This window comes from Prosthecobacter sp. (assembly GCF_044222345.1).
Classification (GTDB): Bacteria; Verrucomicrobiota; Verrucomicrobiia; order Verrucomicrobiales; family Verrucomicrobiaceae; genus Prosthecobacter.
In genome coordinates this window covers 58,449-74,483 of sequence record NZ_JBGANL010000008.1, presented here as the reverse complement: position 1 = coordinate 74,483, position 16,035 = coordinate 58,449, and the positions used below count along the sequence as shown (strand labels likewise).

The 16,035-nt window shown below is 60.4% G+C and carries 8 protein-coding genes; 1 reads left to right on the top strand and 7 read right to left on the bottom strand.

Annotated features, from left to right (window positions below; all coding sequences use genetic code 11):
* Window positions 1-3: 3 nt before the first annotated feature.
* Complete coding sequence (locus tag ACILSL_RS06830; RefSeq protein WP_395731253.1) at window positions 4-726, bottom strand: hypothetical protein; 723 nt, start codon at window positions 724-726, stop codon at window positions 4-6.
* A gap of 196 nt (window positions 727-922) precedes the next feature.
* Between ACILSL_RS06830 and ACILSL_RS06825 the strand changes: the two genes are divergently transcribed.
* Entirely contained in the window at window positions 923-2,287 is a 1,365-nt protein-coding gene (locus ACILSL_RS06825) for a Gfo/Idh/MocA family protein (protein ID WP_395731252.1), read from the top strand.
* Window positions 2,288-2,344: 57 nt separating this feature from the next.
* Here ACILSL_RS06825 and ACILSL_RS06820 read toward each other — a convergent pair whose 3' ends face one another.
* The 6 genes from ACILSL_RS06820 to ACILSL_RS06795 all read right to left on the bottom strand — a co-directional run bounded on the left by ACILSL_RS06820 (window position 2,345) and on the right by ACILSL_RS06795 (window position 16,020).
* Window positions 2,345-2,632 carry a hypothetical protein gene (locus tag ACILSL_RS06820; protein WP_395731251.1) on the bottom strand — a complete coding sequence of 96 codons (288 nt, stop codon included), beginning with the start codon at window positions 2,630-2,632 and terminating at the stop codon, window positions 2,345-2,347.
* Between the two features lie 13 nt (window positions 2,633-2,645).
* Window positions 2,646-3,398, bottom strand: coding sequence for a sulfite exporter TauE/SafE family protein (locus ACILSL_RS06815; protein WP_395731250.1), 753 nt, complete (start codon window positions 3,396-3,398; stop codon window positions 2,646-2,648).
* A gap of 53 nt (window positions 3,399-3,451) precedes the next feature.
* Window positions 3,452-5,455: an FG-GAP repeat domain-containing protein gene (locus ACILSL_RS06810; protein WP_395731249.1), complete on the bottom strand. Its 2,004-nt coding sequence runs from the start codon at window positions 5,453-5,455 to the stop codon at window positions 3,452-3,454.
* Window positions 5,456-5,470: 15 nt separating this feature from the next.
* A complete protein-coding gene (locus ACILSL_RS06805) occupies window positions 5,471-7,075 on the bottom strand; it encodes a fucose isomerase (protein ID WP_395731248.1) in 1,605 nt (534 codons plus the stop codon).
* Window positions 7,076-7,179: 104 nt separating this feature from the next.
* On the bottom strand, window positions 7,180-9,294 hold the full coding sequence (locus ACILSL_RS06800; protein ID WP_395731247.1) for an agarase: 2,115 nt from the start codon (window positions 9,292-9,294) through the stop codon (window positions 7,180-7,182).
* Between the two features lie 48 nt (window positions 9,295-9,342).
* Entirely contained in the window at window positions 9,343-16,020 is a 6,678-nt protein-coding gene (locus tag ACILSL_RS06795) for an autotransporter-associated beta strand repeat-containing protein (protein WP_395731246.1), read from the bottom strand.
* Window positions 16,021-16,035 lie beyond the last annotated feature (15 nt).

The following is a 16,035-nucleotide window of genomic DNA, read 5'->3' as shown; positions in this document are numbered from 1 at the left end:
AAACTATTTCGAACTCGCGCGGGATTCAGAGTTGGAACCTCTTGCCTGCGGCGTGCCCACGGCTGCCACCAAGAGATCCTCCTTGGTCGCCCACTTGTAGACCTCCCGGCCCTTGCGGTCAAAGATGCGCAGGGCAAAGCCGCCCATGCCGTCAGACTGGATCGCGTCGTCCCCATTGATGAAATAGAAGCCTCCCGCCAGCTCCTGCTTGTGCAGCACGATTTCCGCAGTGTCCACAGTTGCCGTCGCAGACCCGGCCACGCTTGCGATTTTGGTGCTGCCGGAAGTTTCAATGCGCGCCGAACCTTTGCCTTTGCCCCCATCTTCGCGGCGGAAGCACCAGTAGTCCACACGCAGGTCACCCACGCTTGTGGGCTGACGGTTGCGGATGTTGATCTTGTAGATCCACGTCTCGTCCTCGTAGGTCACAGGGCCACGCTTCGTGCGCGTTTCGTTGAGCTTCTTCTTGGTGTAGGTGACCTCGAAACTGTACTTCGTGTTATTGTCCGCCCACTCTGTGATGAACTTCTGGTCTTCCGTGATGAACATGGTGGCCGCGACCGCAAAGAGACGGCCATCTGCACGCTTGAGTGTGACCTGCCCACTGGCGGCAGCGATGATCTCAGCATCAAGCTTGCGGCCCTGCAGATCGGTAAACTCTCGGGCAGGAAGCAACACGGTGGTGGCAAGAAGAAGGCAGAGGCTGGCAAAAAGGTGAGTCTTCATGGCGGTAAACTTTGTAACCAACGAGAGCATCATAGTATTTTTTATCCACCAGATTACAATCTACATTTATTTTACTAAGTAATATCATCTAATTAAATATCCTTATCTTGTCCATTTTAAACATTTAATGCTGAAGGCATTACCTGTTCAGACTTACTTGAAGGACCGTCTTTGAATCCACGTTTGAAATAGCGTCATGACATCCCCAGCCGCTCCCACCCGCCGCCAGTTCCTGAAACATGGCTCCGCCCTCGGAACCGTTTTGGGTTTTCCTACCTTCATCCCCGCTTCTGCCTTGGGAAAAAATGGCACCGTAGCCCCCTCCAACCGTACAACCCTCGCCCTGATCGGCTGCGGCGGCCGTGGGACGGATGTGGTGAAGAATTTCCTGCAGGATGAGCGTGTGCAGGTCATCGCGGTGTGTGATGTGGAGCGCGAATCCGACCGCTATAACAAGGGCATCATTAAAAAGGCGGGAACCCTGGGCCGCGAACCGGCGCGGCGGCTGGTGGACAAGACCTACGGCACTCAGGGCTGTGCCACGCATGAGGATTTCCGCGAGGTACTGGCACGCAAGGATGTGGATGCCGTGCAGATCGCCACGCCGGACCACTGGCATGCGCTGATGGCCGTGGCGGCGGCACGGGCCGGAAAAAACATCTACTGCGAGAAACCGCTGAGCCTCACCGTGGCGCAGGGACGGTTCATGAGTGACGTGGTACGGGACAGCAAGGTTGTGTGGCAGACTGGCAGCCAGCAGCGCAGCGACATCCACTTCCGCATGGCCTGTGAATACATGCGCAATGGCAGGATCGGCAAGCTGAAACAAATCCGTGTGGGTCTGGCGAGCGACAACCGCGACAACAACGGCTGTGCCGCGCAAACCGCGCCTGCACCGGTGCCCGAGGGATTGAACTACGATTTCTGGCTCGGCCCGGCGCCTGATGCCCCTTTCTGCCCGGCGCGGCTGCACTCCAACTGGCGCTGGTTTTTCGACTACTCCGGCGGCAACATCACCGACTTCGGCGCGCATCATCTCGACATCGTGCAATGGGCGCTGGGGCAGGATGAGAGCGGCCCGGTGGAGTTTTTCGACATGAAGGCCACCTGGCCCTTGCCCGGAAGTCTATACAGCACGCCACCGACGTTCGCCTTCGCCTATCGCTACAAGGATGGCACCACGGTGCGCGTGGCGGACAAGCAAGACTTTGGCTCCGGCATCATTTTTGAAGGTGAAGAAGGCAGCGTGCTCTGCACCCGGGGCAAGCTGGAGATCAAGCCCGACTCGCTGCGCAAGCCGCTGGCCGATAGTGATGTGCGCCTCTACGATAGCAAAGATCATTTCCGTAACTTCATCGACGCCATCCAGGACGGCGTGAAACCCGCCGCACCCATTGAATACGCGCACCGCAGCATCACCATCGCGCATCTGGCCAACATCGCCCTGCGGCTGAACCGCTCCAAGCTGCGCTGGGATCCGTCGAAGGAGCAGGTGCTGGAAGATGCTGAAGCTTCGACCATGCTGACGCGGCCGATGCGCGGTCCATGGCAGCTGGCGTGAGGGCTCCTCATCGTTTCCAGGCCGGAGCTGCACGGCCCGCTTGTCTGCACTCGCCCGTTATTGATTGACCTCGTCCGGCGGAGTCTCTCGCCGCTGCGGCTTCCGGTCGAGCACGCGCGTTTTTGTGCCGGACTGCGGTGACTCTGACTCCTCTACACTGACTGCATTTTTACGTCCCACCGCTTCAAAGGGAGCCGTCACCACTCTGCCTGTGGTGGATACCGTCGTGTTAACGACGCTGCCCGCCGTCTTCACCGGAACCGTGATGAGAGAACAGCTCGAAACGCCAAGGCCCATAGCGATGCAAAAGAGAAAGCCGGTTTTCATGATGGCAATGAACTTCATCAGGAGCCGCTTGTCATGCGAACTGCTTCCAAAACATGAGCACTGAAATGACCAGTCCGATGAGGGTGATAAGGTTTCTCACCCGCTGCGGCGGGATGCGCTGGGAGAAATGCGCGCCCAGGTAGTAGCCGACCAGCGCACCTGCCGTCAGAGCCAGCGCCTGCGGCCAGTTCACCATGCCGACGGCGATGAACCATACGGCGGCGATGACATTGATCAGCGAGCCGAGCACGTTTTTGAGAGCGTTCATCTCGTGGATGTTGGTCATGCCCATGAAACCGAACGATGCGAGCATCAGGATGCCGATGCCTGCGCCGAAAAACGCGCCGTAGATCGCCACAGGCAGCTGCAGCGCGAGGGAGAACCACAGCTCCTTGGATTTCGACTCCGTGGCGGACTTGCGCAGGAAACCCTGGAGAAAAAACAGCACGGTGGCGAAGAGGACGAGGAAGGGAATGAGCTTCGAGAACTGATCGTCGCTGGTTTGAGTCAGCAGCCAGCTCCCGATGACCGCGCCGGCGAGGCAGACCGGAATGAACTGCAGCAGCTTCGTGCGGATCGCCTGCAAATGCCCACGAAAACCGACGATGCTGCCCGCCGTGCCGATCACGAGCCCCACGGTGCTTGTCGCATTCGCCAGCACGGGAGGCGTGCCGAACATGAGCAGCACCGGAAACGTCAGCAGTGTGCCTCCACCCGCAATGGCGTTGATCGCCCCGGCAGCACAGCCTGCTGCGCTGAGGGTTAGGAGTTCGAGGAGCGTCATGCCTCGTCACTACTCAGCACACTGCGCAGCGCATGAGGAAAGTAGTCCTGGGACTATTTTGTCTTCGGATTCTTCAGATAATACAGATGCCCGTCCTCTGCTCCGCCGACGAAATCCGGCAGACCGTCGGCGTTGAAGTCCACCGTGGTGGGACTGACGTCGTGGCCTTCGATGTTGGCATCAATGAGTAGGCCCATGTCGGCGAAGTACCATTTGCCATCGCCGCTGGAGGTCTGGCGGAGGAAGTTGGCGTTGGCGGAATTGAGCAAGATGTCGAGTTTGCCGTCCTTGTCCCAGTCCATGATGCAGATCTTGCGGCGGCCGCTCTTGCCGGCGATGCCGGCATTGAGGCGCAGTGGCTCGCCGGGCTTCATGGCGACGGGTGTTTTGACTTTGATGGCCGTGAGGGCCTTGTCGAGCAGGCCGGGGGCCTTGGCATCCTGAGCGGCGCAAAGGACACGCTGCGGGTGCTTGAGGATGAGCTTGCCCTTCTGTTTCGCCCGCTCAAAAAAGGCGAGGTAGCCTTCCTGATCGAGCATGACGAGATCGGTGAGGCCATCCTTGTTCCAATCGACAGCGACTGGTGTGGTGCGCCACTGAGTGAGCAACGCCTTGCCCTCTGGACGCAGCCAGCCGTAGGCGAGCGAGGGCTGCGGGCCGTTCCATTCGACTTCGACGGGTTGTGCGGCGGCAAGCTTCGGCTTTTGACGTGTGCCGATGTTTTGATACCACACGACCTTACCAAGGATGGAGTTCAGAAGGAGATCGGGAAGGCCGTCTCCGTCCCAGTCGGCGACGGTCTGGGTGGTGTAGCCCCACTTGGCTTCGCATGGGCCCTGGATGGAGCCATTGGGGCCGGCCATCGGTCGGATGACTTTGCCTGCGGCTTCAAGACGAACGGGTGCCGCCCACTTTGGCTGCTCGACGCCTTTGCCGCTTAGGTTTTCGATGAAGGCGACGTAGCCTGCTGTGTTGCCGCAGATGATGTCTGTGTCGCCATCGCCATCCCAGTCGAAACCGACGGGCGTGGCGAGCGCGCCGAACTTCACCTGATCCGCCTCCTGCTGGAAGTAGCGCGGCTCGGCATAGACGGGTGCCTTGTTATCCAGCTTGCCGGTGTTTTCGATGAAGGCCACGCGACCGTCTTCGTCGCCACAGATGAGGTCGAAATCGCCGTCTTTGTCCCAGTCAATCGCGGTGGGCGTGATCATTTCGAGATCCATCGTGAGATAGCGGCCCGTGTCCGCCTTCAGACGCACGCTGAGGGCATACTTGGGCTTGGTGCGGGTGCCGGTGTTTTGAAAATAGGTGAAGCCGTCGAGGAACTCGCCGCAGAGCAGGTCGAGATCGCCATCGCCATCGAAATCCGCCAAGTTCGGTGAAGGCCAGCCGAAGGTTTCGACCGGGCGGTCGGTGGCCATGATTTTTTTGGGCTTGTCGTAGGCGGGTTTGTCGTTTGTGCCAGTGTTGCGCAGCACGTAAACGTAGCCGCGCAGGGGGCCGTTCATCCAGCGGCCGTTTTCATTGTAGGCATTGTCCCAGCCGTACTCGGTCCAGTCGCCGACGCCGACGATGAGATCCTGATTGCCATCGCCATCGAAGTCGGCCATGCGCCACATGTCGGCGCGTATTTTGTTGGGGTGCACCTTCGCGTCCACCGGCAGCTTCTGCTCATGATCGAGGCCGGTTTTGAGAAAGTCAGGGTATTCTTTGCCGGGTGAAAGCACCCGTGGCTGGCCGTCCACGTAACTGACCTGCACGTTCTGCTTCCCTGCACTGATGCGCCTGCCCGGCTTGAACACGGGCATCTTGTTCCTGGCTGTGTCGCCACTGGCGTTCTCGAAGAAATAGGTGCCGTTGTAGGGCTTGTCGGGACAATTCACCACAAGGTCGAGATCGCCATCGCCATCGAAGTCCATCGGCAGCGGCCAAGCCCACAATCCGACACCAAGATCGACCACGAGGCCGGGGTTGTTGTACTTGAGGGGCGTGAGGCCGTCAGCGGCAAAAGCGTGGCTGCAGAGACAGGCAAGCAGGAGGGGTTGGAGGAGCTTCATGGTTGGGTAAAACAATCAACGCGACAGCGTGCCGCATACATTCACCTGCATGCCCAGGGCGCGGGCCATGGCCGCCTTGGCAAACATGCATTCGTCCGCCGCCTTGGCGTCATTGGCATAGGCCACCTGGATGTGATTGGCCTGATGCTTGGCCATGAGCTGATCGCGGCTCACGCCATAAGTCACCGCGCTCATGATCGGCCACTGCGGCGTGGTGAGCTGCCAGCGGCGTTCGGTTTCCTCACGCGGGAGATCGACCACACAGCCGCGGCCGATGTCCATGTGCAGCGCTTCATCCTGCACGTAGATGCGCGACCAGACGATCTCGCCCGGCTTGGAAATGCCGCGCAGCGTGGAGCCGCCGCTGGGAAAGTACATCGCTGGCTGGCGGAAGCCCTCAGCGCTCTTCCAGCCTTCGGCGAAATGCGCGGGCGGCGCCGCACCGCTGATGAGAAAGACCCAGACGTAGTCCTTGCCGAATTTTTCGCCCCAGCGGATGTCGTGCAGGGTGGTTTCAACCGGCTGCTGCATGGCACGATGCACACGCTGTGTGAGCATGCCATCGAGTCCGGCACATTCGTCCACCTCATTGAAATGCAGCAGCGGCTGGCCTTCGAGAAGGGTGCGTTTGCGATCACGTGACTTCACCGGCGGGCGGTCCGAGTTGTTGAGCATGCCTTCCACGAGATCACTCGCAGGAAGGAGATCCTTCAGGCCCTGCTGATACTGGATGCCGATGGCATCGCAGCCGAAGTCATCCGCGATGCGCAGCGCGGCAGCGTACATCTTGCACTGCAGCCGCACCTGATCGCGCGTGAGCTGGGTCGGATGATTGTCGCCAAGCTGGAAGGTCATGCCGTGCTTCACCACCCAGGTGTGGATGGCCAGTGCGTCTGAATCGCTGACCTGCATCGTCTCATGATAAAGCGCCGACTGGCTCAGCCGCTCTTTGAACACGCCGCAGGCATGCAGCGCATGGTCTGGAATGATGGCATTGAACATGCCCATGCAGCCTTCATCAAAGATGCCCATGATGGCCTTGTGAGCACGCAGCGTGGCGGCCAGTTCCTTGCCCAGTGCCGCCGGCTTTGCGGGCACCTTCACCTTCTCCAGCTTCTGCACGTGGCTGAGGTCATGGGTGATGCTGCCGGTCTTGAGCCACTGCTTGAGCTTGGTCTTGAAAAAAGTGTCGGTGAAATCCTCGCTCCACAGCGTGGAGTATTTCACGCCCGCCTTGGTCAGCGAGCCATTCAGATTCAGCATGCCCACCAGCCCGGGCCACTGGCCGCTCCAGTTTGCCACGGTCAAAATCGGGCCGCGATGTGTGGTCAAGCCGGCCAGCACATGGTGCGAGTACTGCCATACCGCCTCCGCCACGATCAGCGGTGCCTCGGGGTCGATGCCGCGAAACACCTCCATGCCCATCCGCTGCGAATCGATGAACCCATGCTTCTTGGATGCGTCCAGTGCATGCGCACGTTTGACCTCCCAGCCCTCCGCTTTAAGAGCAGCGCCCAGCGCCTCCTCCATGGCTGCCTGGGCCGCCCAGCACGTTTGATTGGCAGAAAGGCGCAGGTCACCGCTGGCCACGAGCTGAACGATTTTGGATTTGGATGGCATAAACCACATCTTAGCCAAGAGACTTGCATTTCACCAGCACAAGTCACAACCCGCACCAGATGCGCATCCTTGGCACCTGGATGACCATCCTTGATCTGGCAGCTTTATTTTACCTCGGCACGGAAACGGGGGTCATCCCAGGCGAACGGCAGGCGCCTGCCAAGCAGAAGGTCATAGATGGTGTGGTTGGTCTTCATCATTTCGGCCAGCATGTCCTTCCAAGGACGGTCGGCCACGCTGACAAGGCCTGTGTTGTAGCTCTCGCCGTTGTACTTGCTAAACCAGCGCCCCGTGGTGGCCTGATCGATGAGCGTGAACCACTCAATGCCAATGACAAATCCGAGGGCGGCACTCTGCTCGACGTAGTTGCGATAGGCCAGTCCGCGCTCCTGCTGGCTGCTGACCTCGCGCCCGCCCACCAGTCCGCTGTCCTTGGGCGAGGCCCAGAAGAACTCGCTGAGCATCATCGGCTTGTTGCCAGTCCATTCGTGGAAGCGCTTCAAGGCTGCCGTATCGACGCCCATGGTGTAGTAGTTGTAAGATACGACGTCAAGATGCCTGCCCATGATGCGGCAGAGCTGCTCGTCATTGATGGTCACCGGCTGCAAACGGCTGCCAAGGAGCAGGTGGTGCGTGTCGTGCTGACGGAACAGCTTTTCGATCTGCGCGAAGTAGGTTTCCATGAACGCGCCCACGTATGCTTTCATATCTGCTTTGGCCGCGTCGGTGGTTACCGCGAGCCCGACATCGATCAACTCATCAAAGGAGGCCGCTTTGAGCTGCCATGCGGTGTTGAAAACATTGACCGAGTGGTACTTGTCCTTCAGCACCGCCACCAGGCGCCGCTTGCAGGCTTGTTTACCTGTGAGGGATGGAACGACGCGTGAGATCTCATCGTAGCGCGGCTCGTTCACGATGAAATAACCGATGAGCAGCGGATCATTCGCACGCGCAGGCAGCTCACGCGCGAGGTTCTCGGCGATCTTTTGCGCGGTCGCTGCATCATACGGATCCCATACCTCATGCACGCCGGGGATGCGCGGCACGCCTTCCCAGGCATTGATCGGCAGGCTGGTCACATAGGGGAAATCAGCCTTCACATGTGCCTTCTCCGGCGTTGGGCTGAACGCGCCGATGGAGTTGAAGCCCCATTTGCGCACCCGCTCGATCATGCGTGTGGCATGCGCTTCATAAGCATAGGGAGCGCCGAACTTGCGGATCACGTTCGCGAGATAGAAGGAGAAATTCGCCTCCCCATCCCCGGGCCGGAAGGCACTGGCAAATTCGCCCTCTGCCTTTGGCAACCACTCGTAGATGCCCTCGCGACCTGTGACGTAGGTATAGTCGTCGCTCGGCGCGAAGCCACAGACGCCGAGGTGGAAGAAGGCGTTTCCATCGGGGTCAACAAGCCAGGACTTGTCCTGCTTCTGCTCCACATGAAAAAAGCCGGTCTTCTTCAGGCCCAACGCTTCACCGCTTCCGGGCAGACCGCCGAAGCGGTCCAGCCTTGGTGCTTCGATGCTGGAGTAGTAAGCCTTGTCTGCCTCCACATCCGCTTTCAGATCGTTCAGGCTTTTGAGCTTGTTCGGGAACGAATCTTTGAGGCTCTGACCAAAGGGATCAACCAGCTTTGCGACGGCTGCTAGATCTGAAGTGATGTGAATTTTGGCCGTTGGCTGGTCCTTGTTGTACGGCACCATGAAGAACCAGTTGTAGATGGCCCAGTTCCACTCGCGGTTGTCCGTGAGCTGCTGAAACGAATAATCCGGCGTGTTGAAGCTCAGGCTCTGACCCTGCGCATTCTCCAGCAGGAAGCTCGTGCTGTTCAGGCTCGCGAAATGGGGTGGCGTGGACTTTTCCGCCGGGAAGGAGCCTTCCTTGTCTGCAATCTTCCACGAGCCGCCTTTGGCGAAGGCGATGCCGATGAGCATGGACATCTTCCACGACTTCGCACCTGCCGGCACGCCTTTGAAAGTGAGTTCAATTTCGTCTTTGCTGATGGAAACCGCGCACTCGGCCCCGCCTTCATAGCGCACCGTCGTATTCGCGCCTGCTGCCCTCACCTCGATCGGTTTGTACACCGGATCAAACTCAGGGTAGGTCAGCGTGAAGCTGCCAAGGCTCCCGGCTGAAATTTCGATGCCCGCGTTGGCGGTTTTGAGTTCGGCAGCGCTGGCAAAAGCGATGAAAAAGGCAAGGACGGGCAGGGTACGGAGCATGGGCGAGTGTGGCGGGAACCGGGCACCGCGCAACGTCTCACCTACAGATCATCGGCGGCGGCGGCAACAAAGGATCATGGCACCGAGCAGCAGGAGCATGACACGCCCGGGCTCGGGCACGACAACGATGACTCCGCTGGTGGTGAAGCGACTGATGTCCCAGGCCAGGCCGCCGGTGAGTTCCGGCAGATCGAACTGTGTGAGATCATCGCCAGCGCCGGTGCGAAAGTTTGTGCCGACAGCGAAGCTGCTGAAATCGGTGTTCACCATCGCAGTCCAGTCGAGCAGATTGAAGACCTGGCCTGCCTGAGCGGTCAAATGGTCCGGCAGCACCTGCACATTACCGCTGAACGTGAGCGTGGTCCCGGCAGCTCCGTCAAACTTGAGCAGATCATGCTGGCCCGTGCCGACGCCACCAAAAGCATCTACGTAGGCGTTATAGCCAGCGCTGCCGATCTCGTTGCCGCCGAAGAAGGGGTCGATGGCTGCTTGATTGTTCGCGGTAGTGATACCGAGGATAACCTGGGAATCAGTCTGCACGTCGAAGACTGCCTGGCCGGAGGATTGAAAAGTGAGCGTGCCGAGATCTCCCGCTGTCGTGCCGTTTCCGGCCTGCACTGTGGCATTGCTCTCCAGCGTGAAACTGATCCCCTGCACCACGCCGCTACCCATGAGCGAGGCGCCAGCAGCGACAGTGACAGCGCCGGTGCCTGTAGTGCCAGTCGCGCTGATGAGGAGCTCGCCTTCATTCACGCGCGTGGTTCCGCTGTAGGTGTTTGCTGCGGTTAATTCGAGAGTGCCCGCGCCTTCCTTGACGACGCCGCCCGTGCCGCTGAGCTGACCGGTGAGGCGTGCATCCACATTGGTGGTGCTGGTGCCATCGGCGACATCGATGATGCGTTCACGGGCACCGAGGTTGATGGTGTTTTGAAACTCGACGGTGTTCGTCGAATAGGCGGAGCCGAACATCAGGCTGTAGTTATTGTCGCCGCCGGGGCCGCTGAGGAAGTTTGCGGCGCCCCAGGTCAGCGCCGTCGGTGCTGCCGTGCCGCCGAGCGCCACGATGCGATCCGCACCATATGCGCTGAAACCGGCATTTCCCACCAGAGCCACCTGCCCTACGCCCGTGCCGACTGCACGGGTGAAATCACCGGCTGCGGCGTCGTTCAAGTCCGCCCCAATTTCGAGAACGCCGCCTCCATAGATGCGGAGGATGTTGGTGTTGTAGTCGCGGGCGGCTCCCTGCATGCGGAAAACACCGCCACTGACATAGAGGTCGGCGGGATTGCCGGTCTGGCTGTAGGTGGTGAGGCCGGTGCCGGCAATGATCACGGTCTGAGTGGCAAGACTGATGTCCAGAGCCAGGGTGCCTGTGCTGTCATTGGTGAAGTAAATGGAACCACCGGTGACAGCGCCTGTGCTTGCGGTGATGGTGGCATTGTGGGTGCCGGTGGCCAAGATACTGCGGCCGTTGGCACCGACGGTGATGTTGCTGGCACCCATGTCGAGCGTCACATTGCCCCCGGCGGTGTCGAGCTGGATGGTATTGAAAGAGAGACTGGCAGTGCGTGTCACATCGCCCGAGAGGATGAAGTTCGTGGTGCCAGATGTGTTGCTCACTGTGAGCGCGGTGGCGGCGGTGTAGCGCACGATTGCATTGCCTCCATTTTGGGTGGCGAACCCCAGACCGGCGTCATCCCGCACAAGCAGGGTGGCACGGTTGCTGCCGGTGCCCATCAGAATGCCGTTGATGACGCCGGCGTTTGTGAGCGAATTTGCCACCAAGGTGCCACCGCCGGTGACATCCAGAAGGAAAGGCGTGTACCCTTCCGCCGCGAAAGCGCTGGTGGTGATGGTGGCACCGTTTTCGATCCGCAGCACACCCGTGGTGAAGCCGGCATTCTGCACCTGGGTGATGGCGCCAATGGTCGCCGTGGTGGCGTTAGCAATCACCAGCGTGCCGCCGTTCATCTTGATGGTGGAGGTGGCGCTCAGGGGCACTCCTGCGCTGTAGTCCGACACCAGGGTCCCGTTGCTGATCGTGGTATCGCCGGTGTAGCTGTTGCTGCCGGTGAGTGTCAGCGTGCCGGTGCCGATTTTGGCCAAGGACACAGTACCAAGCGCAGTGCCGCCCGTGTTGTTCACGATCTGGCCCGCATAGGTGCTGGAGGCATGATCCACGCCGACCGTCAGGATACGGACAGCGCTGGTGGCGCTTTCGTTGGCGATGATGCCGGAAACCGCGCCTGCGGCACCGCTGAGCGCATTGACAGTGGTGCTGGTGTTGTTCAGATCAAGCTTGCCACCCGTGAGCGCGCCGCCATTGACCGTGAGATCACCATTGGCGAGCGCGCCGGAATTTGCCACCTGAAGCACGCCTGCGTTCACAGTGATGCCACCGGTGAAAGTGTTGGTCTGCGACAGCGTGGTAGTACCGGCCCCGTTTTTCACCACGGCCAGATTGCCGGTGAGGATGCCGGTGTAATTTGCGGCACCCGTTTCATTGATCGTGAGGGTGGACAATTTGCGGCTGCTGTTCTTCAGCTCCGCGTTGGTTCCTGTGACACCATCGTTGCGCAGACTGCCGATCATCTGATTGAAACCGTTCATCTCCACGCCTGCGTATTCGTTGTTGTTGGAGTTGGTGAAGTGAATGTCCAGAATCGCGGTGCTGGGCAGGGTGTTGTCCGCACCGAGGTAGACCGTGCCCCGCACAATTTCAGTCTGCCCATCCCAGGCATTGCCGGTGCCCGAGAGAATCACACCACCGGTGCCGGTCAGTTCACCACTGAGGCGCAGCGTGAAATTATTGGCACCATCGGTGATGTTGCCGCTGATAGTCAGGGTGCCGCCCTCCTGCACACCGATGCGTGCCAGATCCACGCCGAGAATGACATCTCCCGCCCATTCGGCGGTGGCGTTGACGCCAGCCTGCAAACCTCCGCGGTTTACCGTGGGGCTTCCTGTTCCGCTGGCGCCAGAGGGGCTGGAAACGGTGATCGTCTCGCCAGTGACAACGACGCCATCCTCCAGCTCCACATGCGAGGTGCCAGTGACGAACGTGGCGCCTGCGGTGGAACCGAGCGCCGTGTTGCTCAATACGCGCAGAATGCCGCCGCTCACATTGGTGGCACCGGTGTAGGTGTTGTTGCCGCTCAGCTCCAGAATGCTGATGTTGCTCTTGTTCAGGGTGCCGGTGGAGCTCACCACGCCGCTAAGGGCGAGCGTATTCAGCCCGCTGACTGTGGCAGCTCCCGAAAGCACGAGATTGTTGCTGACGGCACGCGCCGCACCATCTGCCACGAGGCTGCCACCGTTCACGGTCAGAACCCCCGATCCCAGAGCCTGATTGTTGCCGATGCCGAGCGTGCCACCGGTCACCGTCACACCACCGTCAAAGGTGTTGGCCTGGGTCAGGGTAAGAGTGCCACCGCCGGACTTGCTGAGGCCCGCTGCCGAGCCGGTCACACTGTTGCTGATCACGCCGGAAAGGGTGGCAGTGTTGGCATCCACCCGGATGCTGCGACTGGTGCCATTGAGATCAATGCCGTTCACCCAGTTCAACGCCGCCGTGGCGGTGGAGGCGTTCAACACCAGCGTGTAGGTATCAAAGTTCGTGCCACCCCACTGCAGGGTCGCGCCGCTGCCGCCGAGATTCACCGTCACTGCAGTGCCCGCCGCGCTGAACCCCGCCGCGCTGCCTGTCAGACGCACGTCACCCGCCGTGGTGCCGAGTGCACGGTTAAACGTGGCGGCGGTGGATTCAAACACCCCGCCATTCAGCAGCAGGGCGGATCCCGTGGGCAGGCCCGTGCCATCTGCCGCACGCAGCACGCCTTCACTCACGCGGGTGATGCCGGAGAAGGTGTTGGCACCGCTCAGGATCAGCAGGCCGCCACCGCTTTTGCCGAAGCCGGTGGCGCTGGTATTATTGGCAATGATGGAGGCGATCTCCAGTGTACCAGCAGTGTTGTACTGGCTCACGGTCAGATCTCCACCCACAGTGCCCTGCAACGTGCCGCCTGTGATGAGCGAGGCGCCGCTTCCCGCATTCGTCGTCATCAAAATGACATCGGTGTCGATCGTGTGTGTGCCAGCCAGCGTGACGGTGAAAGGCCCGACGGTGTTGAACCGCAGCGCAGCGATGTTGGTGGCGCCGTAGGCCGTCAAATTGCTGCCGGTCACGTCCATGGCACCGCCCGTTGTCCAAGTCGTCGTGCCGGTGGGAATCCAGCCGCTGTAGGCGGTGAGCACACCCGCCTGTGCCGCGATCAAATCGGTGCCATTGAGCGTGGCGCCCACCAGCAATCCATCGGCCACACTTCCAGCTCCGCCTGGCGCATTGGTGAAGACAATGCTGCCACCCACGGCCGGATTTTGGATGAAATTCACCGTGCCGCCGGTGCGCAAGTAGGGGCTGGCAGCGCTGAAGGTCAGCGTGGCGGTGGTGCTGGCTGCGGCCATCACATTCACCGTGTTTGCACCGCCGGAGATCGTGAGGCCGGCCAGGCTTTGCGTGTGCGATCCCGCTGCTGCGGACATCAGGGTGAATGTGCCACCACCCGAGGCATCGCCCAGGGTGAGTGCCGCCGCCGCGTTGATGCGGTTGGCCACGCTGTTGTTGTTCGCCGTGGTGGAACTGCCGTCCTGCAAAATACCACCATGGTTCACGATGAGGGCCGTCGTGCTGGTCAATGCACCGCTCGTGCCCGCCACACTGAAGGTGCCGCCACTGATGGTGGTGGTGCCGGAATAGCTGTTTACCGCAGTCACCTGCAGCAGCCCGGCGCCGGCTTTCACCAGACTGCCGCCCGCACCGCTGATGATCACGTTCGCGGTGGTCGTGCCATTGAGAACATTGAAGGTGCGTGAGGCCGAGCCGATCTCAAGGAGCGGCTGCACGCTGGAAGTCGCATTGGTGTTGAAGCTGTTCGTTCCAGTGCCGGTAAAGTCACCGTTCAGGTACAGAATCACGCCCGCATCCCCCACATTCATGGTGATGGTGCGTCCGGCCATGAACAGCCCGCCGGAGCCGATGGTCAGTGAGGTGCGTGGATTGGCCGCGCCATTGCTGCCTCCGATCAAAATGTCAGCTCCGGTGAGGATGGCGCTGCCGACATTCCAGCTCGCCGGAGTGGCGCTGCCGGGGTTGCTGTTGATGGTGAGCATGCTCCCTCCCGCCAGAGTGAGCGCACCGGTGATGGTGACATGCCCGATGTTGCTGCCGGTGATCCCGCCAGAATTCTGGGTATAAAATGCGATTGTTTCATCCGTGCTCCATCCCGCTATCACTCCCCCGTTCAGCGTGATGCCCGCCGTGTCGGCGATCTGGTTGCTGGTGCTGAGCTGCAATGTGCCGCCGGTGTTGGCAATGATGCTGCCAGCCACGGAGTTGACACCCGCCGTTTTGTTGAGGCGCAAGGTGCCCGCGTTGATGATGGTATCTCCGGTGTAGGTGTTTGCCTCGGTGCCGGTCAAAATCAATGTGCCGGCACCATTTTTGATCAAGGATGCCGTCGTGGCAGCGCCATTGTAGATGATCGGGGCGATGCTCAGATCCGCACCACCGCCGCCCACGGTGAAGGTCCGGCTCACCACTCCGGTGGTGCCACTCAGGCTGACATACGGCAGCAGCCCCGTGCCGGCCTCTCGCGTGATCGAGGAAGCGGTCGTGCCGCTGGTAGTGACATCGCCATTGAGGACCAGCTCGCTGCCGCTTGTGCCGGCGCTGAGGTGGATGATGCTGCCGTCCAGTGACAAACCTCCAGCGCCGATGGTGAGGGTAGTCCGATTGGCCAGGCTGCCGCCATTTCCAAAAATGGTGAAACCATTCGCCACAGCTGTTGCTGAAGCCACACCATTCATGCCCACGAGGCTAAGACTGCCGAAGGTCTGAATGGAGCCGCTATTGCCGACAAAGACCTTGTTCTCACCGGCTGCAAAACTCACTGCACCGATGTTCCAGACGCTGCTCGCTCCGGAATTGAAAGTGCCCCCGGTGATGATCAATGACGACAGCGTCTGATTCAGGCCGTTGCCAGTGTTTGCATTCGGGCCGGTGCCATTGAAAACACTGCTCATACCGCTCATCGATACGGCGGCCGTGGCTGCAATCTCATTCGTGGTGCTGTTGGTGAAATTGACCATCCCGCCTGTGGCGATGGCCAGATCCCCGGCGACCGCCGTGGCCCCGCCGGTCTTGTTCAGCGTGAGGAGGCCTTGGTTGACGGTCAGCAGTCCGGTGAGTGTGTTGGAGCTGCTCCCCCCCACGGTCAGTGTACCCGCGCCGTTTTTGAACCATGCCGTATTTCCCGCCAGTGTTGCGGAGATTGTTGCCGCGACATTGCTGGTGATCGTGGAGTTCACCAAGGTAAGTGAACCACCGCCGCCCAGGACGTAGGTGCCGCTGGTTGCTGCATTGAACGTCAGATTGCCCGCAGTGACCGGGCCGCTGAGAGTGATCGTTCCAGCCGTACCGCTGCCGGCACCAAACACTGCATCACTGCCATTGACCCAGGTCCGATTTTGGAGCGTTTGTGTCTGATTAAACCAATTGGCCAGCCCTGCTGTCCAGGTGCCAGTGCCGTCCTGGGCGCCATCAGTGATGATGTTAGTGTCCCAGACCAGAACATCGGCATGAGCGACAGCCGTCAGTGCGAGAGCGGCGAATAACGACCGAAGGATCGTTTGGGCTCCTCGAAGGCAGCGCAGGTGGTTGATTGGCATGGGGCTGTCCTGTAC

Bases quoted from the DNA above. Each gene is read 5' to 3' on its own strand.
- ACILSL_RS06830 (WP_395731253.1), bottom strand. From the start codon at position 726: ATGAAGACTCACCTTTTTGCCAGCCTCTGCCTTCTTCTTGCCACCACC.
- ACILSL_RS06825 (WP_395731252.1), top strand. From the start codon at position 923: ATGACATCCCCAGCCGCTCCCACCCGCCGCCAGTTCCTGAAACATGGC.
- ACILSL_RS06820 (WP_395731251.1), bottom strand. From the start codon at position 2,632: ATGAAGTTCATTGCCATCATGAAAACCGGCTTTCTCTTTTGCATCGCT.
- ACILSL_RS06815 (WP_395731250.1), bottom strand. From the start codon at position 3,398: ATGACGCTCCTCGAACTCCTAACCCTCAGCGCAGCAGGCTGTGCTGCC.
- ACILSL_RS06810 (WP_395731249.1), bottom strand. From the start codon at position 5,455: ATGAAGCTCCTCCAACCCCTCCTGCTTGCCTGTCTCTGCAGCCACGCT.
- ACILSL_RS06805 (WP_395731248.1), bottom strand. From the start codon at position 7,075: ATGCCATCCAAATCCAAAATCGTTCAGCTCGTGGCCAGCGGTGACCTG.
- ACILSL_RS06800 (WP_395731247.1), bottom strand. From the start codon at position 9,294: ATGCTCCGTACCCTGCCCGTCCTTGCCTTTTTCATCGCTTTTGCCAGC.
- ACILSL_RS06795 (WP_395731246.1), bottom strand. From the start codon at position 16,020: ATGCCAATCAACCACCTGCGCTGCCTTCGAGGAGCCCAAACGATCCTT.